This is a genomic window from Chitinophaga sp. 10T418, assembly GCF_056394125.1.
Window position 1 is genome coordinate 105,808 of sequence record NZ_JBFTHG010000015.1, and the last position, 21,893, is coordinate 127,700.

The 21,893-nt window shown below is 41.4% G+C and carries 17 protein-coding genes, 1 tRNA gene and 1 pseudogene; 8 read left to right on the forward strand and 11 right to left on the reverse strand.

Annotation, left to right across the window (positions count from 1 at the left end; translation table 11 throughout):
- From AC1DCV_RS31100 to AC1DCV_RS31120, 5 genes are all read left to right on the forward strand, one after another.
- Positions 1-771, forward strand: a complete 771-nt coding sequence (locus AC1DCV_RS31100) for a GLPGLI family protein (protein WP_477026826.1) — start codon at positions 1-3, stop codon at positions 769-771.
- 24 nt (positions 772-795) lie between these two features.
- Positions 796-1,602 carry an AraC family transcriptional regulator gene (locus tag AC1DCV_RS31105; RefSeq protein WP_477026827.1) on the forward strand — a complete coding sequence of 269 codons (807 nt, stop codon included), beginning with the start codon at positions 796-798 and terminating at the stop codon, positions 1,600-1,602.
- 144 nt (positions 1,603-1,746) lie between these two features.
- Positions 1,747-2,121 (forward strand): VOC family protein, encoded by a 375-nt coding sequence (locus tag AC1DCV_RS31110; RefSeq protein ID WP_477026828.1) that lies wholly within the window; start codon positions 1,747-1,749, stop codon positions 2,119-2,121.
- 104 nt (positions 2,122-2,225) lie between these two features.
- Positions 2,226-2,492 (forward strand): hypothetical protein, encoded by a 267-nt coding sequence (locus tag AC1DCV_RS31115; RefSeq protein WP_441578377.1) that lies wholly within the window; start codon positions 2,226-2,228, stop codon positions 2,490-2,492.
- A gap of 253 nt (positions 2,493-2,745) precedes the next feature.
- Positions 2,746-3,279: a hypothetical protein gene (locus AC1DCV_RS31120; protein WP_477026829.1), complete on the forward strand. Its 534-nt coding sequence runs from the start codon at positions 2,746-2,748 to the stop codon at positions 3,277-3,279.
- A 9-nt stretch (positions 3,280-3,288) separates the two neighbouring features.
- Here the strand turns inward: AC1DCV_RS31120 and AC1DCV_RS31125 are convergent, their stop codons facing one another.
- On the reverse strand, positions 3,289-3,726 hold the full coding sequence (locus tag AC1DCV_RS31125; protein ID WP_477026830.1) for an acyl-CoA thioesterase: 438 nt from the start codon (positions 3,724-3,726) through the stop codon (positions 3,289-3,291).
- A 199-nt stretch (positions 3,727-3,925) separates the two neighbouring features.
- On the opposite strand from AC1DCV_RS31125, the gene AC1DCV_RS31130 reads away from it, so the two are divergent.
- Both AC1DCV_RS31130 and AC1DCV_RS31135 read left to right on the forward strand, forming a co-directional pair.
- Positions 3,926-4,010 (forward strand) — tRNA-Ser (locus AC1DCV_RS31130).
- 811 nt (positions 4,011-4,821) lie between these two features.
- Positions 4,822-8,235, forward strand: a complete 3,414-nt coding sequence (locus AC1DCV_RS31135; RefSeq protein WP_477026831.1) for a hypothetical protein — start codon at positions 4,822-4,824, stop codon at positions 8,233-8,235.
- Between the two features lie 248 nt (positions 8,236-8,483).
- On the opposite strand, the pseudogene AC1DCV_RS31140 reads toward AC1DCV_RS31135, so the two are convergent.
- Positions 8,484-8,699: pseudogene (locus AC1DCV_RS31140) on the reverse strand (IS256 family transposase); the annotation flags it as partial.
- A gap of 153 nt (positions 8,700-8,852) precedes the next feature.
- On the opposite strand from AC1DCV_RS31140, the gene AC1DCV_RS31145 reads away from it, so the two are divergent.
- On the forward strand, positions 8,853-10,985 hold the full coding sequence (locus AC1DCV_RS31145) for a hypothetical protein (RefSeq protein WP_477026832.1): 2,133 nt from the start codon (positions 8,853-8,855) through the stop codon (positions 10,983-10,985).
- A gap of 255 nt (positions 10,986-11,240) precedes the next feature.
- Here AC1DCV_RS31145 and AC1DCV_RS31150 read toward each other — a convergent pair whose 3' ends face one another.
- The 9 genes from AC1DCV_RS31150 to AC1DCV_RS31190 all read right to left on the reverse strand — a co-directional run bounded on the left by AC1DCV_RS31150 (position 11,241) and on the right by AC1DCV_RS31190 (position 21,574).
- Positions 11,241-13,082, reverse strand: coding sequence for a cytochrome-c peroxidase (locus tag AC1DCV_RS31150; protein WP_477026833.1), 1,842 nt, complete (start codon positions 13,080-13,082; stop codon positions 11,241-11,243).
- A 29-nt stretch (positions 13,083-13,111) separates the two neighbouring features.
- A complete protein-coding gene (locus AC1DCV_RS31155) occupies positions 13,112-14,458 on the reverse strand; it encodes an alkaline phosphatase family protein (RefSeq protein WP_477026834.1) in 1,347 nt (448 codons plus the stop codon).
- Between the two features lie 359 nt (positions 14,459-14,817).
- Positions 14,818-15,366 carry a hypothetical protein gene (locus AC1DCV_RS31160; RefSeq protein WP_477026835.1) on the reverse strand — a complete coding sequence of 183 codons (549 nt, stop codon included), beginning with the start codon at positions 15,364-15,366 and terminating at the stop codon, positions 14,818-14,820.
- A 149-nt stretch (positions 15,367-15,515) separates the two neighbouring features.
- Positions 15,516-16,601 carry a type I restriction endonuclease gene (locus tag AC1DCV_RS31165; protein WP_477026836.1) on the reverse strand — a complete coding sequence of 362 codons (1,086 nt, stop codon included), beginning with the start codon at positions 16,599-16,601 and terminating at the stop codon, positions 15,516-15,518.
- Positions 16,602-16,638: 37 nt separating this feature from the next.
- Positions 16,639-17,631 (reverse strand): DUF4407 domain-containing protein, encoded by a 993-nt coding sequence (locus tag AC1DCV_RS31170; RefSeq protein WP_477026837.1) that lies wholly within the window; start codon positions 17,629-17,631, stop codon positions 16,639-16,641.
- An 11-nt stretch (positions 17,632-17,642) separates the two neighbouring features.
- On the reverse strand, positions 17,643-18,209 hold the full coding sequence (locus tag AC1DCV_RS31175) for a hypothetical protein (RefSeq protein WP_477026838.1): 567 nt from the start codon (positions 18,207-18,209) through the stop codon (positions 17,643-17,645).
- A gap of 10 nt (positions 18,210-18,219) precedes the next feature.
- A complete protein-coding gene (locus AC1DCV_RS31180; protein ID WP_477026839.1) occupies positions 18,220-18,621 on the reverse strand; it encodes an HNH endonuclease in 402 nt (133 codons plus the stop codon).
- 614 nt (positions 18,622-19,235) lie between these two features.
- Positions 19,236-19,901, reverse strand: a complete 666-nt coding sequence (locus AC1DCV_RS31185; protein ID WP_477026840.1) for a response regulator — start codon at positions 19,899-19,901, stop codon at positions 19,236-19,238.
- 5 nt (positions 19,902-19,906) lie between these two features.
- On the reverse strand, positions 19,907-21,574 hold the full coding sequence (locus AC1DCV_RS31190) for a tetratricopeptide repeat-containing sensor histidine kinase (RefSeq protein WP_477026841.1): 1,668 nt from the start codon (positions 21,572-21,574) through the stop codon (positions 19,907-19,909).
- Between the last annotated feature and the right edge of the window lie 319 nt (positions 21,575-21,893).

The window sequence follows — 21,893 nt, forward strand, 5'->3', positions numbered from 1 at the left end:
ATGAAAAACATTTGTAAGAAAATAAGTTTACTCACCCTCCTCTTCGTGCCTGCTGTATCTATGCAGGCGCAGCATACTATTTTTCTGCAGCAGGGACGTATTGAATATGAGAAGCGATTGAACATGCATGCCAGGATGAACCAGATGACCAATGGAGAAGAAGATTCCTGGACGGATGGTCTGAAAAAAGGAATGGACCAATACCAGGTCACCTACTTCGATTATTCGTTTGCCAACAATACTACTTTGTATAAGCCGGGACGGGAAAATGAAACGGTCAATAAGAATCCTTTCTGGGGTGAGGGGCCGGCGGAAACCAATGTAGTGTATTCAAAGCTGGACAGTATGCAAAGCATTTCACAGAAGAAAGTGTTTGAGCAGTTGTTTATGGTGAAGGATTCTATCCGCCCCATCCGTTGGAAGATTACGAATGAAACCCGCAAAATCGCCGGATTTGATTGCCGGCGTGCCAACGCCATTATCATGGACTCTATTTATGTGGTAGCATTTTATACCGATGCGATTGTAACGCCGGGGGGGCCGGAGTCCTTCAGCGGGCTGCCGGGGATGATACTGGGGGTAGCGTTGCCACATGAGCATATTACCTGGTTTGCGACCAAAGTACTGGTAGATGATATTAAAGAAGATGCTATCAAGCCGCCTGTAAAGGGGAAAGTGGTGAATAACAAAGAGCTGAATATAGCTGTTAGTAAAAGCATTGGTAAATGGGGGAATTGGGGAAAGGCATATATTAAAGCGATTTTGTTATAATTGCAGCAGATAGGTGATCATTTAATGCAACGGATACACAACATAAGAGCGCTTTATTCCCCTGTTCAGCCCTGCGTGAAGCAGGCGGCAGGGGAGGTGGTGTATCGGGAGTTTTTACCGGATATAAGGCTGCAGGATTTTATTTATTGTTACTGGCAGCTGAAAACCGAACATCCATTAACGGCGCCTTATCATTACCGCGTGGTGGCTGATGGCTGTATAGATATCTTTTTTGAGCTGCATGACCCGCAGCATCCTGTTGTAATGGGTTTCAGCGATACCTATACGGAATTCCCGCTGGGACCCACGTTCAACTATGCAGGCATCCGTTTTCTGCCTGGCATGTTTCCGCAGTTGTACAAAGTAAATGCTGCTGAACTGGCCCACCAGGAGGCCCTTTTAGAAGATGTAGCTCCTGTGGGATACCATTTTCCGAGAGAGGGGCTACCTGGAAATCCAACGGTAACGGCCATAAAATCGATGCTGGATAAGCACTTCCTGGTACTTCTCTCAAAAACTGATATTCATGCAGACAGCAGGTTTTATGAATCTATAGATCTTATCCTGCGTACATCCGGTGCGGTGAGCATAGAAAAGGAGGTACCCCAGGGTATCAGTGCGCGGCAGTTGCGACGTTTGTTTGCGGAATATATAGGCGACACCCCCAAAGCTTTCAGTAACGTAGTCCGGTTTCAGCAGATTTTACAATCCTCTCCGGAAGTGCTGAAAAACAGGTTGTACCTGGATGCCGGCTACTATGACCAGGCTCATTTCATTAAAGCGTTTAAGCGTTTGTACGGCCTTACGCCCTCCCAGGTCTTCGAAAAATAACTTTGTCCGATTTTTACAATGTTGGCGCCTGCGCGGATAATAACTTTGCTGTCATAAAATTTCAGGGAAATGAAACGATGGTTGTTATTACTGACTTTTTCTTTTTTTTTATCCCATCTTTATTCACAAACAAAACCGGTTAAGATGAAAATGAACGCGGGCATCATTACTTCGAAAATAGCGGAGAGTAAAAAGTTTTATACAGATATATTAGGCTTTGGGGTTACGTTTGAAAACGACTTTTACCTGTTGTTGCATACCCCGGATAAGTCTGCTGCTATTAGTTTTTTGTTGCCGGAACATGCTTCTCAACAGCCTTTGTTCAGGTCTGCCTTTAATGGGAAAGGGGTATACCTGACCATAGAGGTAGCGCATGTAGACGAGCTTTATCGGCAGTTAAAAGCCAAAGGAGCGCATATTGTGATCGATATACGTAATGAGCCCTGGGGAGACCGGCATTTCGCAATACAGGACCCTAATGGGGTAGGAATAGACCTGGTGACTTATTCACAGCCATAGGGTGTGTTAACATAATTTTAAGATAAAGAAATCATAAAAGGGTGGGTGATGGCACCAAAGAGGAATCATTTTTGTTTTATGCCTGGTAACTAAAAATTTTAACCATGGCAAAGCTAAGCAAGGACACCGTAAAACAAGAAATTCAGGAACTGGCCATCGGTAACTATAAAAGTTATCCTGCTGATTATGAAGAAGCGCCGGCAGCGGTTTCGGAGAACATCCAGTCATTGGCAAAGGGTTATTGGGACAGCCGCGAATTCAAGGAAGTAGCGCGTGATGAGCGGTTAGGAATTGACCTGGAAGACTATAAGCACTGGACAAAAGAGGCGTATGATGCCTTTATGGAAGCCAATCATCAATCTATGAATTGATTCCACCACACATTATTACCACAAGGATAGCCCCGGCACCCAAGTGCCGGGGCATTTTTTTGTAATCTGCAACTATTTAAGGAAGCTGGTTGTTTAACTATAACGGTGGATTCACTGCCATATAAATGTAGTGGGCACTACACCTGCTTGGTGACTTAAATCTGCATCTACACCCCTTTTGAGCTGGTGTTCGTAACCCCTGATTGCATTGGGCCAGTGGCTGAACCTGCCATTAATCCTAAAATTTCAGCGCATGAAAAAGTTTGTATGTTTGTTGGTGATCCTGGGTGCCGCCTGGCGGTTGTGTGCTCAGAGCGCCCCTATTGCGGCGGTTGTTATACAGGATGAGGACCTGGTGACACAAATCTTTGGCAAGAATAAAGAGTCGCTCCTGGATGATTTATTGGAGATATCTCCGGTAGAAATGCAGGCGTTTCAGTCCACCTTCCTGGAGTATGAAACGGAGAAAAGCCCCTGGTTAGCGGAGCGTATTGCTTTACTGAGGATGTATAATGAAGAGTTTTCTTCTCTAGATGAGCGTAAAATGAATTCGCTTACCAGGCAAATCATTAACAACGACCTTGAATTCGGACGGTTACAAATGCGCTATTTCAGGCGGATGAATAAGCTGTTGGGAGCTACCAGGGCAGCTAAATTCTTCCAGCTGGACAATTACCTGGAGCAGTCGTCCCGCGTATTTTTACAAAACAAGCTACCATTTATTAAGGAGTTGGAAACAGGCAGGCAGGCGTTTTCGCACGACAGCAAGCCGCTTACCAGGAGGTAGCCGGGGGCCTTAGACGGCTTCTTCTATAAAGTCTTCGCTACGTGGAATGGCTTTGAATTTTTCGAGCAAGTCTGCCGGGAGGCCTGTGAGCTTACGCTTACGGGTATCAATCCATGCACCGTCTACGAGTACGGTAGCGGATTTGGTACCATCTCCCCGGAAAATTTCATGTTTAATAGACCAGCGGGAGGCATCGGCTTTGCACTTTGTCATTTCGCAGGTGACCTGTACTTTGTCGTTGGCGCTAATTTCCCGGTGATAGAAGAGTTCTTCGCGGAAGAGGATAGGGCCTATCTGTAGTTGTACGAAATGGATAGCATCGAGGCCTATTTTATCCAGCATGCTTAACCGTGCCTGGGCGGCAAAGTCGGCATAGGCCGAATGCCGCAGGTGCATGTTCGCGTCTATCTGTGACCATAATACCGGTCCTTCAAAGAATATGTTCATCTTTAAATTTACGAAAAAGCTGCATAAAATAATCGTGGAAGGAAGCCACATATAATAGAAATATCTACCTATAACGGCTATACGTAAAAAGAACCGGCCGGGGATACCAGTCAGGGAATGGCTTGGTAACGAAATTTTTCAATAAAAAAAAGTAAAACAAATTTTTTTAGAAACATTTCCTTTTATACTTTCGCAGCCTGGAGAGTTGGCAGAGCGGTCGATTGCGGCAGTCTTGAAAACTGTTGACTGTAACAGGTCCCGGGGTTCGAATCCCTGACTCTCCGCAAATAACATTTTTAAAAGGTGCTTAAAGCCTGTAGATATTAAATCTACAGGCTTTTTCATTTCTTTTCTATGTATTGTCTACAGCTTTGCTCGCGTCATTCCGAATTCCAACTGTTCACGGATCAGCAATTAATTGTGGACCTGGCCGGTGCAAGCTCAATCTCAATCTGTAATAAGGCTCGTGAGATTGCCACCACGATCCACAATATGTAAATTAGCTGCTTATTGAATAAACAATTTTCCCGCCTGAAACGTTTTACCGTATCTTTTGTTCATTTTATTTAAATTTTTTAAATAATTACATTATCCTATTTTAGCCGGGCACTACTCATAGCATTTATACAATAGCACTAGTGTTTTGATGTTACTATAATAAGTTCGTTGAAAATATTGTCTGTATTGTGTTTTGGCTGATCCTCACGAATAATATTGATCTGAATGCCTCTAAAATCGCAATGTTATATAAACGTTGATGGAAGATTGAACTCTTCTTTAAAATGCTCCAAATAATCAGCATATCAGTTTTCGAAAGAACACACCTTAAGGAACTTTTCGACAAGTCAATAGCAAATAAAGTGAGCCATCTCCGCCCATATACATCCTTGCTCATACAAGTATGAAAAGTTGATAGTTTCTTCTTGATAGATGTGTGCATCTGTTTTTTAATAATACTTCATATAGAGAATGTAATACGCATACCGTAATGTTTAATTGCAGGTAAACAGATGTCGTATATAACAAAAACTGCAACATCTAAGGATGCTCCTCAAAATAATATAAACACATAATAACCTCATAATTATGATAACCATGAACACTCATTTGAACGACATCATTTCCCTCCCCGCAAAAGGGATTCCCAAAGTAAAGCATGTGGAGGTATTAGTATCCTGTGAACTCATGAATAGCCATTCGAAGGCATGGCCAATTGAGCCAACAGATCAATTACTGATTACGCAAGACCAGCAAGGCCACGTGATGCTTTTTGACATTGATAGTAAAGGCGTCTTCCACCTATTCCATTATAAGGATGGCATGGCTGGAGGATATGCTGCTTACGAGCTCGTGAAAGGTTTGTACGACTATGATAGGGTAGTCACCTTTGACCTGTCTGAAAATCGAGATGGCACGATTTCAATAGCCATGGCACTTGCCCGAAGAGGGAGTTCGTATACCGATATATTCGTAGCAGAGAATATACCGACTGCCTATGATTGGAAAAACTTCTTTCAAAAAGCTAAAAAAGTAAATGGTATTAATGCCTATTTCGAAGTAAGGAATATTCGTATCGGCACAACCGATATGAATAAGCATGCATTGGTTGTATTAGATGGACACATTGGTGGTAACATTGTGTATTACCAAGTGAGCGATACTGCGCAATCGGCCATACAGTTAGATGTACCTGGCTGGCCGCAAAATATGATACAAGTAGAGGTGGGATATGCTTTTGGTCAGAAAGCTAATTTCTTTTTGTATAAACTTGGCGATACGAATAGCCTGGTATGTATTACCATTCCAGATCAATCTGGCGGTAGTTATACATATGATTTCAGTACTTCCAACATCCCGGTTGCAACGCCTTACTTGAATTTGCATTACAACTGCATGTTCATTACCCAAGGCGCACCAACTGATCCTAAGATGATGTCATCTGATCTCTATGTTGGAACTGCCGAAGGTATATTTTTCTTTCAAGGATGCAAGATCAATCAATTTCAACGTGTAAATGATAAAGTAAAGGATATACAAGAGTTGTATGTAACGGAAGATGCTAAAAGGATTTCTGTGTGGGCTATCACTAAAAGCGGTAATCTTTATTACATCAGTGGCACGAAGAATGGTGACACATATACCTGGGATGAAGAAGAGCTGTTTGATAAAAAAATCGCTCACTTGTCTACTATACGGAACAAAGTGAAGTTTACGAATGAGATTTATTATGTTGACAAGAATAGAAACTTTGTCCATAATTGGGAGTGCCCTACATCTGGCTTTTGGTTCACCAGGACAATTAAGCAAGAAAATGACCCTTACTTATTGGAGGTACCATCTTATACAACCCTCATCAAATTAACAGACCAGGATGGCAATATTCTAGCTGGCCAATCATTTTCACTTGCTTCCTCTGAATGGCTATATGTTGAGATAAATGGAGAAACCTACAACATGGATGTTGATCATCCGGTGACTGTAAAAACAGATAACCGGGGGTTTATTAGTATCGTTCAATTCACAGACGAAGTATTAGCGCCCATATTTTATCTAAACGCCAATTTCATTGATAAGACAATCAATATTTTTCCACACGGAAAGGTCATCCAGGGTTTATCCAAAATTCAGACGGCAGATGATTTAAGAAATGCTAAGGATGCTAATGGGGACAGTATTTTAACTGGTTACCATCCACCAGCAACCATTAATAATGTAGTCGACTGCCTACGTACACTTACCGGTGTTGCTGCTTATGCCAAAATTGGTGCGGTAAGAAAAGGGGACTTGTTTGTATCGCTAACAAACAATGGCACAAGGGAAACTGGCAAACTACACCTACAAGATATCCCGGATTTTAAAATAGGAATCAAACTTGAGCGCGGCACCTGGCAATTATTTACAGAAAGTGATTACTTAAAAGCGGTGCATGATAGCCACCTGGCTCGTGGGTTCTTCAAGAACCTGTGGAGAGCCGTTAAGAAAGTGGCTGAAGATGTTGTAGATGCCGTTACAACTATTATTGAGAAAGTAGGAAGCACTTTGAAATTAATCATTAATATAGCCGGTGATGTTTATCATTTCGTCCTTGATACTTTGTCAGAAGTCATGAAGGGGATTGATTGGGTATTAAGCTTAGTCAAAATTGCAATAGGTGATGCTTTACGTTGGTTAGGAAATATATTAGGCTTTAACGATGTTTGGAGAACCTATAAGATAATTTCTATGCTTTTAAAGAATGGGATCACATATAGTGCCGACGCAGTAGAAAAAAGATTGAGTGATCTCCAGCAATTTTTGAATGAAGAGTTTGGTAAGATTGAATCCTTGGTTTTCAATGCACCTTTACCTTCAAATATTGCATCACAGAGTCTAAATAAAGTGAAGTCAATTCATAATCCTTTTGATTCGGCGGCTGGCAACTGGATCTTCTCGTTGATAGCCAATAACCAGCTCTTTGAAGGTGGTTCCTCAGCTTCGGTTGGTACTCGCCAGTTCCAGAATTTTGTCAATAATACAGTTAAGCCTGCTATTGAAGGTATAATCCCACAGTTAAATGTATTGTTTGAAGATCTGTCGCATGCGCTTTCTAAAGATGTGAAATATTTTCATGCAATTATCAAAGATCTCATTAAACTTTTCATTGTTCCTATGAAAAAGGTCATGATGGGGATCATTGATTTTGTAAAGGAAATGGTACAAAGTATTCCTTCATTAATGAATGGTAAAGTTTTACCACCATTTTTAAGTGCATTGTACAGAAGGATCGCATCATTATTTGGTGATAATGAGGATTTAACCATCCTAAATGCGGTCTCGTTTATTATTGCCATCCCGTATACCTACGGGCATAGAATAGTAACGGGAGAAGCGCCATTTGCTCTTGGTGATGCTGGCTTGAGTTCGCCCAACCTTTTTAAGACGTTGTTTGACGGCCATCGTTCTTCATTGCCATTGAATGTGCTGGATGACTTGAAGAAAACTTATTCCCAAGGAGGGGCTGCGATTGCTTCAATTGCTTCCATGCCATTAGCCTTGTTATCGTTAGCAACATCTATGGGCCGCTCAAGTCGAGTTAGTGAACTAGATCAATTGGTTCGTGGATTCGAGATTGTCATCCCTTTGCTCACGATCCCAATAGAAAAGGATCATCAAAATACGACGGCATACCGGCTAAGAATAACAGCCTTTGTTTATGCAACCATGAAAGATTGGTTTGGTGGAAGAATAGATAATTTGGAGATGCGTAATGTTATCACTGCCGTTACGGATACATTTATATTCGCCCTTTCGCTGACTGCCGATATATATAACAAGGAGGACTTTTTAAGCTATTTCCAAGATATATTATCCAATCTTGGTGGTGTAGTAAGATCTGGCGGTGAGCTTTCTGATGAAGTAATTGCAGTTGGTATAGGTGCTGGCATTTCCTTAGGTGGTTCAGCAGTAGGCTTGGTACAAGCTGTTTCAGCAGGTGGAGATATTGTGCAAATAGTTAATCCCGGTGGTTGATATGCTAAGAGTTTAGAACTGCTGTATATGAATTGCATGATAGCCTTGGGGGACTCTGTTACATTTGAGACTGAGACTAGTTTGACTGGAAACACAAATAGTTCGATAATGCTCCACTAATGGGCACTAGAAGCTCTGTAAGCAATAGGCTGACAGAGCTTCTTTATTTCTGTGTGTCAATGAGTTCCGCTTTTCTATCATTATCATTGACACACATCGGTAGTATTACATAAAGTGTGTCACAGTGATTAAAGATTAAGTTTCAAACGTTCGCTACATATAATTGATAATTGCGCCAATGTCTCATTCCAGTTGTGTACAGGCTTGTTCCACCTGGCACATATATTTTCCTGGACAAGGAATAAGAGTTTCATGAGGGCGTCTTCCGACTGGAAGGCGCCTTTGGATTTTGTAACTGCACGAAGCTGCCTATGGAAGCCTTCAATAATATTTGTAGTATCCATGTAAGTACCCCATTTAGGTGACAGTGATTATTTGGATTTTTTTCACTTAAAGAGCATTGGTTCCTGAGTCTCACTCAGGTTAGTACAGGATGCAAATCCAAATCAATATGTCTATCTTTAGAATTCGCGCTAACCAGATACGAATAACCGGCTATGAACAAATTCAGACTATTGATAGCACTCCAGATTTTTGCTTTTTCAATTTTTGCCATTCAAAATTCCTATGCCTTCCAGTCATACCAGTCGCAACCTTCAAAAATTGACCGTAAAGCTGTCGTAACCAGACATAACATTACGATCACTGACATAAACTTAAAAGGGCCAAGTCAGGTGGGAAACGGTGAGTTCGCTTATGGTTTCGATATTACCGGTATGCAAACCTTTACGCAATCCGGCAATACCATGTCCAATTGGGGTTGGCACAAGTTTCCCTTACCCACCACAGAAACACCTGCCGATTTTAGAGGACAGGAATGGAATGCACAAGGTCGTATGGTCAGGTACGACATCCAAAACAAGGAGCAGGAAAAACTGTCTAACTGGATGAGGGGCAATCCGCAACGTATTCATCTGGGAAGATTAGGCCTCATCCTAAAAAGAAAAGATGGAACCATGGCCGTGCTAAACGATCTGCAAAATCCAGTTCAAAAAATAGATCTCTGGACAGGAATAGCCACGAGTACATTTGAACTCGAAGGGCGGAAGATAAAAGTAACAACCGTTGGCCATCCTACACAAGACGCCATAGCCATCAAAATTGAAGCAGACAATTTGAATGATGGTCTGATCGGTGCGTTTCTTGAATTTCCTTATGCTTCAATGGCTGAATTTGGAAATGGTGCAGACTGGAACAATCCAGGTAAACATACTACAGAAGCCGTATTTTCTAGTGAGCATACAGATTTCCATAGAAAGCTGGACGATACAGAATACGATGTACGGATGCAATGGAAAAATGGAGGAACGATAAAAGAGAGGAAAGCGCACAGATATGAACTTCAATTCGGAGGTAAAGACCAGGCAGAAATCAGCCTTTCTTTTTCCAAAAGGCCTATAAAATCTGACTTGCCAACTTTCCAGCAGACCAGTAATGAGAGCATTAAGAAATGGGAAAAATTCTGGAAAAGTGGTGGAGCAATAGATCTTTCTGAAAGTAAAGATCCGAGGTGGAAAGAACTGGAAAGGCGTATTGTGCTCTCGCAATATGTTATGGCAATTAATGAAGCAGGTTCTCTGCCACCACAGGAAAGTGGCCTGGTAAATAATGGCTGGTATGGTAAATATCATTATGAAATGATCTGGTGGCACGGTACGCATTATGCTCTTTGGGACAGATGGCCGCTGCTTGATCCAAGTATGAAGGCGTACGGAGATCATCTGGAATCATCTGTAGCGAGGGCAAAAAGACAAGGTTACGATGGTGCCAGATGGCCCAAAACCATTGGTGATCAGGCTCGTTGGGAATGGCCCTTGGAAATCACTGCCTTATTGATCTGGCAGCAACCACACCCCATATTCTTTGCCGAACTGGATTACAGGTCTCATCCCAATGCAAAAACCCTCAATAAATGGAAGGATGTGGTGTTGCAATCGGCTGATTTTATGGCTTCATATGCGCATTACAATAAAGATCAAAACCGGTATATACTAGGTTACCCATTACAGGTAGTATCGGAAAATGCAGATCCTCGCACCACCATCAACCCTACATTTGAACTTAGCTATTGGCGCACAGGGTTAAAAATTGCGCAAGAATGGCGTAAAAGATTGAAAATGCCTGTAAGCACAAAATATGCTGATGTACTTGCGAAACTTTCTCTACTCCCTGTTAAGGATGGGCTGTATGTTTCCTGGGAAAACATCAATGACATGTGGAAGAACTACACCTTTGAACATCCGGCCTTGATTGGTGCATACGGTATGTTGCCAGGTGATGGCGTAGATGTACCCACGATGGAAAGGACATTAAAAAAAGTTGGTGAAACCTGGAAATTCAGTCATACCTGGGGATGGGACTTTCCTATGCTCGCTATGTGTGCAGCAAAACTTGGACAAGGCGAGAAAGCAATAGATTATTTGCTCAACTACCCCGGCTTTCGTTTGGAAGAACATGGTTTGGTTGATGGTGGGGGCCCTTTTCCTTATTTCCCAGGCAATGGCGGTTTGCTCTATGCTATAGCCATGATGGCTGCCGGTTGGGATGGTGCACCTGCAGGTAATGCTCCAGGCTTTCCTAAAGATGGTTCATGGGTTGTAAAATGGGAAGGATTAAAAAAAGCACTATAAAAGAATCATCCTGGATAGATAAAACTACTTTAGTTGTCAAAGTGTTAAAAATTATGAGAAGTATTTAGTTACATAATTTTATTATTATACATGAATAGTTGATTAAAATATCTTTAAATTATTCAGGAAGGTTATGAGGGGAATGAGGTGTTCGACTGTGATCCCTGACTCTCCGCAAAAAGCGATACAAAATTCATGATTGGATTTTGTGTCGCTTTTTTAGTTTTAAATTCCTCCACATCAATTTGCTGTTCTTTACTTACTTTCTAAGCTCTTCATAAAAGCAATGATATCCTCTTTTTCTTTTTCATTGAGGTGAAGCTTTTCTTTAGAAAGCGTTTGATTGGAAAGATGTATTCCTAACCCTATAGCTCCCCCATTATTATAGAATTCCATTACCTGCTCTAAAGTCCGATATACGCCATTGTGCATATAAGGCGCCGTTTTATTGATATTCCGGATAGTGGGAACCTTAAAAGCATATTTATAGGAATCAACACCAATCACGCCGTAGTAACCTGGATCCGGGTCCAGCGTGGAATCTGTCAGGGACGCAGGGACTCCCAATACTTCCGTTTCACTTTCAACGTACTTTGGGGGAGTAACTCCATTAAACAGAGGTGCGAAATGACAGGTGGCACATTTCGCTTTCCCCATAAATAAATTAAAGCCTTTCAATTCCTGGTTTGACAGGGCATCTTCATTACCTCGCATATACTCATCAAACCGGCTATTGAGTTTGGTCAGGCTGCGAATATAGGCGGCAAGCGCATTTGTCACCTGATCCGATCTGATTCCTTTTTCCCTTTTTGTAGAAAAAGTCCTTGCGAATAACGACTGATATGATGTATCTGTAGAAACATATTTTATGATCGCGCTCATCGAACCATCCATCTCCTGTTTATTACTGATTACATCACGCACCTGATCCTCCAACGTTAACGCCCTCAAATCATAGAAATAATTTGACTGTAACGCAGCGTTGAGTAACGTTGGTACATTCCTGGTCACCAGTTTTGAAGGAACATGAATATCTGTATGCTTAGCCAGTCCATCCGTAAATGCCAAATCCGGGTTGTGGCAGGAAGCACAGCTTCTTGTGCCGTTACCGGATAGCGATTCATCATAAAAAAGTCTTTTACCTAACCCCACTTTAGCATCTGTTACCTGAAATTCAGGGCCGGGAGAAAATGCGTCTGCATTAAATGCACCGGAATCAAATAATGTTCTTACCTCCTGCCTAAGCATTCGGTTATATGTAATTTTGCGGCCTGGTAAGTCCTGCTCCAGTTCTGCTATCCCGGTACTGATCTTATTCCCGAAGCGTGTAATAAATGTCGCTCTGTCGAAGGAGTCAAAATTAGTGTTGTGATTAAGGTATGCTATCGAGGCATTCAGATCCTGTGATAAAGTCGTTTTGTTCTTTTTATTTATATAGAAAAAAAGGATATCCCGCAGGCTATTTAAGCATGCAGATGATTCTTCCATACTGTTTAAAGAAAGAGGATTATCAAATCCGGTAATTCCCAACGTGATTATCCTGAATACCTCTAACTTGGCAGCATCCAATATTCGCCAATCCGCCAGCTGATGATCAGAATAATAAGAAATCAGATAATCCGTATTTGTTATTAAATGCCTGGTTTCGCTGATCAGTTCTTTTTTTTCGGCGGTATCGTACTTCGGAAAGACCAATTGCTCTATCACCTGCAAGCCCATTGGATCAATAGCACGGGCTAAAGAAGGGTCTAATAAATCAGCATTCTCGATCTCTTGTACAGGAGGGCCATTTAATCTATTCGTCAGGTCGGCAGTAAAATACGCTGCTGCCCATTCAAATTTTTTGAACAGCAATCTTGATTTTAAAAAGGCTTGCTGAACTTTTCGTTCATCAATCTGATCTTTACTAACCTCCAACAATAAGGTATCTTTTACATAATCGTGGAAGGATGTGATCTGACTTAAAACTTCTTTTTGAATTTTTCGTTCACGCGGACTCGATTGTGTTTGTGCTGTATGATTCGAATTAACGGAGGTAAAGCTTACAATAAATAGCCCTGTAAGCAACAGTGCTACTATTCCGATCTTCTTGTACATAACATATTCCTCCTCCTGATAGCAGTGGTTTATTTAAATATCAGCGCATTCCTGAATGGGTTCGCATTTTTATCCCGTTCAGCCAGTGGTGCTATTCCCCATCTATGCTCTATAAAAGAAAGAATGCTGACTGTCTCATATTGTGTGTGATCTACATGGTCTTTTTTGGCAAATGGTCCGATAATAATTGCAGGAATACGACTCCCGGGGCCCCATCTGTCAATAACCGGGGGGGCAACGTGATCGAAAAAGCCACCAAACTCATCGTAGGTCAGGATAACCAATGCGTCCTTTGCATTGGGGCCATCTAATACTGCATTGATCAGGTTTACTGCCAGTTGTTCTGAAGAATATACAGCAGAACCGCCCGGATGTTCGTCATTGCCTCCGCCGGGTTTCACAAAGGAAACGCTGGGAAGGGTACCTTCTTTCGCTGCTTTAATGAAATCATTTTGATCTTTCATGTGTTTTCGGCCTTCTGTCCCGTTTTCATACCGGGAAAAATACAGGAAAGGTTCATGGTTATAAGCAAAATTATTCTTCTTTCCTGCCACCGCGTCGTCCCATCCCTCGGAATACCATGCCCAGGATATATCTTTTTCGCTCAGCCTGTCGCCAATAGTCGGCATCGTCTGAGAGGGCAATAATCTGGAAGTATCCGAATGGGGAGGGTAAGGTGTGTTTCGGGAAAGAACATGATTGACAACATAGCCGTCAGGGGTAACTATGCCATCCTTTATCATCTTTCCATCGGCATCGAATTTTGCGATCAATGATTCCGGAGCATCCGGCCAAACTGGCGCGGCAGCAGAAATCAGGTAAACATGGTTAAAATAGGAGCCGCCAAATACACTCTGAAAAAAATTATCACACAGTGTATATTTTTGGGCTATCGGAAACAAAGGTATTTTTTTAGTGTTATAATAGCCCATTGCCAGTCCCTTAGAGTCATTACATGCCGCAAATTTATCCATCTTTCCCCCGTCTATTTGCAATTGGTTATGAAAAAAACGGTGAGTAGCATCCGGCGTTGCCTTGTCGGACGGAACGTATTGGTCTATATTAAAAAGTTCATTTGGGAGGTTGGTAGGGAAAGAGTTGTTACGCGGGATCTCAGGCAGGTACTTATAAGGCTTTCCATTCTCGTCAACTTGCACAAAGTTGCCTTTTTTAGCATTTTTAATACCGTTTGCTCCTTTGAACTCTCCATATAGATTATCGAAACTGCGGTTTTCCATATAGATAACTACCAGGTGCTTTATCTGCCCGATACCTTGATCAAAGGAGGTTTCCTGGTGTTGTGCTTTTTTACTGACCCCGCAACTACTGATCCCCCAAATGATAAGAAGTATAAAAAAAAATCGTTGTAAATACATTTCATGCTTTTTAATGTTCAATTAAAAATATAAAAAAATCTKATTGTAAGGGTTGTCAAAAAAAAGATCAATCAAAGAAAGTGTCAAAATAGCCGATTGAAGGTTGCCATTTGATAGCATTGCAGATAAATGATAGTATAAATTTAAAAAAAGAAACTTTATCCTGTTAGTTTCTCCCGTATCACTTAATTCTCCAGGTGCTTTCAATTGTACTCCATATCCCATTTCCATTTATGTTACAAACATATGATATTATATTTTGGTACAAAGTCCATGTGGCTAAATTCAGTTGGATATATAGCGTAACGAACTAAAGTTATTCACTTAAATCACGGCGTTTCATTATTGAAACTGGAAATTTAGAGTTTGGCCTTTGCATTATTCAATAGTGACAACAATTGAATAATATCCCCATCCTTCATAAAGACATAGGACTTCTCATCAAATCGCTCTAGTTTTAAAAAGGTGGACCATTGTTTTTGTGAATAAAAGCATCCTGCCTGGAAGCCGCCACGGCTTTTATATTGAATTTCGGTGTATACTTCTGGTGTCGTCGGTATTATCTTGTCTTTTATAATGTTCAAAGATTTAATGAGTGCATCAACTTCATCCATATCAAGCATGCCTATTTTGGTATCAGATGAATATGTTCCGGAATAAGCATATTCAAAACGCAATGCCTTGGTAGTTTCTCCGCCAATCAAGTCGGTAAATTGGGCCACTTGAATCTGGCAACCTCCCAGCGAGCCAACATCCATAAATTGTTTTTGTATCAGAGAACCAGATTTGTTTGAGAAAAGCTCTGCTTTGCTTTTTTGTTCTTTTAGGTCTGTATCGGGTTTCGCTGTTTGAGAACAGGCCGAATAAAATGGGGTAATAATTACCAAAATTAAAATTACTTTTTTCATGGATGAACATTTTTTGATCAACATAATAACATTTGAATTTGATTAATAACTGTGGTGGGAGCAATAGTGAACATTATCTGAAATAATTTATTTCATCGAATATTTGAGGCGCTAATATGATTAGTACGCTGCTATATGCGCTGGCATGTTTATGCCTGAACTTTTTCTGAATCATACCAATCAACCGTCTTATGAAGTATTTCTTCGAATTTGAAGATGTCATCGACAGTTAGAATCTCTGTCCTCGTTTCTTTTTTTTGCTCATCAAAAGTGCCAATGTATTTTCGCGAGCCGTTAAAATACAATCTGCATATTGTTTTTCGGTTATTATTATCCAGTAGTATGGCGAAATAGGACTGAGCGTCCCGGTAGGCTATTCTGGCCGGCTTTATTTTTTGTCGCAGAATTGTTTTTACAATCATGTAACCTTCTTTTTCCTCTTCGGTAGTTTCAATCAATAAGCCCTTTTCCTCTGTATTTGTTTTTGCGATTTCCTTCTCAGGATCAGTCGGCTCAGCCTCATTTTCCTTTTTCAGCGCAGATTTAAGCCTTTCAGTTATCAGGTCATTGATGTATTGTTGTATTGACTTCTTAGTAAGTGCGCCGAACTGCTCCACAATTTTTGAAGTTAACATCCCCCTGTATATCTGTTTGGTAAAGAGTTTAATCAACCCTTCAGACGGGGTTTGAAACTCAATATTTATCAGCGTTTTAAGCTCATTCATATATTTTAGCTCACTCGCAGTAGTTTGAATGTTTTCCAGGTTGAAATATGATTTATGAAATTTCTTTAATTCTTCGACCTGGTTATCTTTTATATCTGTAACATTAAATTCAAAGAATGGCTTATCATCCATTTTATTCTGCTCCGTAAGATCTGTATAAAACCGGTAAATTATTCCATTAGACAATAGGCCGAATTTTGCGGTTGTTGTATGGAAATACCGGAAAAGCTGAGAATTGTGCGGATCCAGGCTTTCTGCCCAATGCTTGCATTCAATGAGTATAGAGGGCTTGCCTTCTTTCATGATCGCATAATCAACTTTTTCGCCCTTCTTAATTCCGATATCCGCAATGAACTCCGGCATTACTTCAAATGGGTCAAATACATCGTAGCCCAGGACTTTAATGAAGGGCATGATAAAAGCATTCTTAGTAGCTTCTTCTGTCTGAATCTGGTTTTTGAGCTTTTCGACTTTGTCGCCGAAGAGTTTGATTTCATCTTTAAAATCCATAGGAATTTTTTTGATATTGATGTTGTCAGAAATTTTATCATTCAAATCCTTTTCCAAGCGCATCAAGCCTTCGCTTCTGTAAGTTCATATGGTGCAGTACCACCTTTTCGTAATCATTTGACCTGTCGCCCATCTTACTGAATAGTACCAGCATCTCTATAAACAGGAAAAACAAAACCCACAGGATCCAGAAGCACAATGCAACGTAAGATGTGGATAACATCTGCTTCATGATTGTTAACTCATCCAAAAATCCTGTACTGGCTTTCATTTCCTTTTCAAGTGCAGGCTTGATGTCGAGTAATTCGTTTTCCTTTATGGATTTTTGTTGCCGTATAGCACCAATGGTAGAGTCAAGGGATGGCAGTAATGCTATTTTGGGGTTGGATACCAGTGTGGAGGCAACAGTAACGTCACTTACTGTTTTCAAAACAGTCGTATCCCTGCCAGAGGAGCTTACTGTTTGCACAGGCACCCGTTTCGTTGCGGTTTGGGTGGTGGTGGCTGTTGTGGTTGGGTGTTTACTGATATCCCCGATGTAATTATCTTTTTCCCGTTCTTTTTTATTAATCGTTGTGTCCAGTGTGGCAATCTGTTTTCTTAATTCTTCCGTTTTTGAGGGTAATATCCTGTCTACTTTTTCTGAGACGTAGGAAATCTTCGCGATCTCAATATCTTTTTCGAACAATATCTGATCGATGATCACAGCGCCCAGAATAGACATCATGAAAGCCAAACAGCCTCTGAAAATTAGCAGCAGCCGACCCGGATTGATGGATAAGATGATCTGCTTTTCAATCTGTACAATGATGATGATGGAGAGAATCCCCGCAATCATGCAACCCGGCAGGCTGAGTGACAGGTAACGATGCGCAAAAGTAAAACCAATAAAAAACCAAAGGATGCAAACGATCATCATGGCTGCGGTATACTTCTTCACGGATTTAAAGGCGGCTTCGCTGCAGTTTCGCAGGATGTTGTAGTTGTATCCGGTTATGAAGCAACCGAAACGGATCCATAGATGTTTCATAACGCTCAATTTTAAAAGTTTTTGTTCAGAATGATATGACTGGAAATTGCTGCAAGGCCATTCCTGAATCCGCGCGTATAGCTGATAATGATGCCATGCMCGACACCCTCGTTAACCTTCGCCTGCTCTTCGATCTCTTTGACCTGATTGATATGGCTTTCGGCAATTTCCTTCTTGATGGTAAGCTCTTCCACCGTATCTATCATTCCGCTTCTGCTCCGGCTCGAGATGTGGAAATTGATTTGCCGGATAAAGTCTTCGTAAAACGTTTTTACCTTTCGGATAGATCTTTCCAGGTCATTCTTCAACGCGATCACATTTTGGTCCAGATGCGTTGCGTCCGGGTTTATCAAAGCATCATTATATCCTTTGGATTCATAATTTTTGTCGAGGAAATCGTATAAAAGATGTATGCCACCATTGAGCGGCGTAACAGATTTTCCTTCAGGTTGCTCTTTTTCCGGTGCATCCTTTTCAATGAAAGTAGTTTCCGGAATATCAGGTATCACGTTTTCAATTGCCATTGTATGGGTGTGCCCATTCTGGCGTTGCCGGTTGAAAATGTCGAATAAGCTCATACATATTTTATTAAATAGTGATGGTCGGCACTTTATATTTATTATGCCCTTTGTTATGACAGGATTCGCATAGCGTGATGAGTAAATGGCCGGGGTAATCCCAGGGAAGGCGGAACTTCTGCTCGTTTGCTATAAAGTGGTATTGCCGGTGATGTACCTGCAGATCTTTGTCGCTGCGGCAATGTACGCACTGATGCATGTCGCGTTGCAGTATTTCTTTTCGTTTAGCTTTCCAGTTGGGATGAAATAAAAGGGCGCCATAACTGCCATGAGATTTGGCGTTCAGGAAACTTTGCCCGGGAGGTTTTGCCGGAGGCGATTTTGCAGGAATATCTTCCTGGATATATCTGCTATAAAATTGGTCTCCTTTAAACTGTAAATATTTATACGGCGCATTGTTTGGAGTTGTCATAATAACAGAGGTTGGAGTTTATTGAAATATACTTCCGGTMGCTGCCAATTTATTGTTCCCACTTACAAAGGGTTCTGGTCTCCATTGCTTTTTCAAGGGGAATGCTGATGATTCGATGCTTACAATTGCTTAGTCCACGGCAATTCGGATTATAATGATACTTTGTAGCATTTTTGCTATCGCAGACATACACCGTTGTTGGGTTGCAGTGAGCATAACTTATAAGCAGCCAGGCATATAGGAGTTTCATGGCTCGATCGATTCAGAAGACATGGGGTTACAAAAGAATTGACATGATCATTTAACTTGTATGGCAGGGCTTACAACAAGTAAAGCAGCCATTCGATCGTGGATAATGTTTCTTTGCTCTGCGAACGGCTTCCTGGCAAGATTCAAATTCTCCCAAATACATTCGGCTATACATTATAGAAACGTAGGGACAGGTACCGAGGTGAACTTCATGATCGCCGTTGAGCTGGGCGTTGTTGTTTACATAATACTTTTGTTTCATGGTGTTATTTTTAGTTTATGAAACAAAAATATATTTCATTCATCGCCTTTTTTTATGGGAAACCGTAATCAGACTTTTTCTGTTGAATATTTTTTTGAGATGTTTATATAACACCTAAATCCTTGAAGTAAATCACCAGTTGCTCGTTTTTGGTAAAGCCCAGTGCATCTTTCATCTGATTGAGTTTTTTTTCTATGCTACTTAAGCCAGATGGTTTTATCCCGTTACGCTGAAGATGTGCAGGTATGTCTTTCTGCAGCATTCCCTGCGAGAGCAGCGTTATGATCGTGATATCAAAATCCGAAAATGAGTAGGTGTTCTTTTTGTTGATCAACTGTCTGATATGACGCGGAAAGTAGCGCCGGTGTTGGGCTATTTCATTGATGGCCTCTTTAAGCTCCCTGGCATCGTTCCTGGCTTTGCGCACAAATCCATCAATCTCATATTTGCTGTAAAGCTGGTCAATGGCTGCCGGCCTGTTTTCAGCCGAGAAGACCAGGATATTCAGGTCGGGCTGTACTTCCCTGGCGGCGGCAATCAGATCCATACCACCAGATAGTACCTGCTTCTGACCATCCGGATCGAAAGACAAATCTGTAATAAGGAGATCGAAAGAGCTTTCTGCTTTAACGGCTTGTATTATTTTATTCAAAGCATCATCGCAATAATAGGCGTATGCTATATCCATGATGGCTAGTTCTTCCAGCGTTTTTTGCACGGAAATATTGGCGCTTTCGTGATCTTCGGCAATAAGTACCTTTGTAATCATGAGGATTAAGCTATTGGGAAAGAAATATGAATTTTTAATCCTTTAGCAGGATGCTCAAATGTATATTGCCCGCCAATTTTTTTAATACGGTTTCCCGTATTCTGCAGCCCGTTCCCATACTTAACTTGCGGGGAAATACCTATGCCATTATCGGTATAGAGCATTTGAACCTGGTTGTTTTGACACTCGAACTTTATCATCACGGAATCAGCCTGGCTATGTTTTTTCATATTAATCATCAATTCCAGCAGAATATGTTCAACTTCATGCTGTATCTGCACATTGATACCGTTCCAGAGCATAGGACCGTTGCCGAAGATCAGGACTTTGACACGCTCGGATCCAAAGGACTCCAGCAGATCGTCAATTTTAACATGAAAAGGAACCTTTGAGATGGTGGGGTTTTCGTACGAGATATCGCGGGATCGCTCATACAGTACATCAATCTTATCTATCAGTTCCTCCTTGTCTACAGACGCTTTATACTCGAGATCTGCCATGATGCGGTACAAGCCATTTGCTACTACGTCATGCACTTTCTGGGAGGTTTTAAGCTGATGTTCCTGTATCGCCTGTCGGGATGCAAATTCTATCTGTTGCCGGCGCCTGTGGTACCGAAGGATTAAAACAACTCCGGAGATAATGAAAAACAGGATGGTTAGTGCCAGAATGAACCATTGGACGACCAGTTGTGTTTTCTTTTGTGCATTATCCTTTTGCAGCTGAAGATTGTCTGCTTTACTTTTTGCGGCTTCGTACCGGATTAATGCGAATTGGTTTTTGGCTGCGTTCTTTGCTGTTTGGATGCTATCTGTCAGGTGTTGGTAACGGATAAAATAAGGTTTCAGTAGATTGGTGGGGCTAAGTGTAATAAGTTTTGAAAGCGCTTCCACCTGGTCGTCCGGGCTATTTATTTCCCTGGCGACTTCGTATCTCTTCCTGGCATAATAAAGCGCCGAATCAGGCGAGGAGAGCGAATAATAGTCCGACAGATGAGCATAGCTGGCATTGAGTCCCCTGATGTCGTTTGAATCCTTACGGATTTGCAATGCGTGTTGAAGCTCCGGTCCGGCGGGATAGGCAGCATCTTTCAGCCATTTAGCATTGGCATAGTTGGAAAGTATCCGGGCATATTCTTTTTTCTTGTCTTTACTCTTAGCCAGAAGGGATTTGTATAAGTCTATGGCTTCATCATAGTCGCCTTTCTTCTGATAAGTAATGGCGATACTGTTTAAGGCAATGGCCTCGAAGTCAGGATCGTTTATATATTTGAGCGCTTTGTGAAAGTAGTCGATAGCAGCTTCATAGTTTTTAAGATTAAGACAGATATTGCCCAGCTCATGGTAGTTGGAGCCCAGGCATCCCTGGTGTTTCTTGTTGTGTTCATTGAGATAAGTAAGGGATTTCAACAGGCTTTCCTGTCCCCCGTAATGGTCTCCCTCATATGCCTGGATGATACCCATATAAGTATAGGCCATTGCAATATCCAAACTGTCTTTAGCACCCGTTGCAACGAGATTAAAATAATAAAAGGCAGAGTCGTTATTTCTATTGAAAAATGATTCTCCCTTTTTCAGCGTAGGTTCAGAAACCGGCTGCGGGGACTCCCTGTTAGATGTACAGGCGAAAAGACTTCCGAGGACTATGGTCAGGATGATGCTTGAGGGGCGCACTGGGATTATTTCTCTTAAAAGTATCGAATTTCTCAATTTCGATGAATTATTATTAATGGGTAACAAAAAAAGTGAGGCAAGAACCTTCTTGCCTCACGTAGATTATATGTTAGGGTTTTCTTGGAGGAATTGTTCCGGTTTCGCCACCGGTATCCAAGGTAGTGACCTGTTCGCCATTATTATGATTACCGTTATTAGGATGGCTGGGGCATAAGAATGCCAGTAAAAAGCTAAATATGATGTGAAACATAGTTTTAATTTTTGAATGTTTTAGAAATAGGCTGCCGGTTGCCGGGCAGCCGGCAGCGGAGTTTGAGTC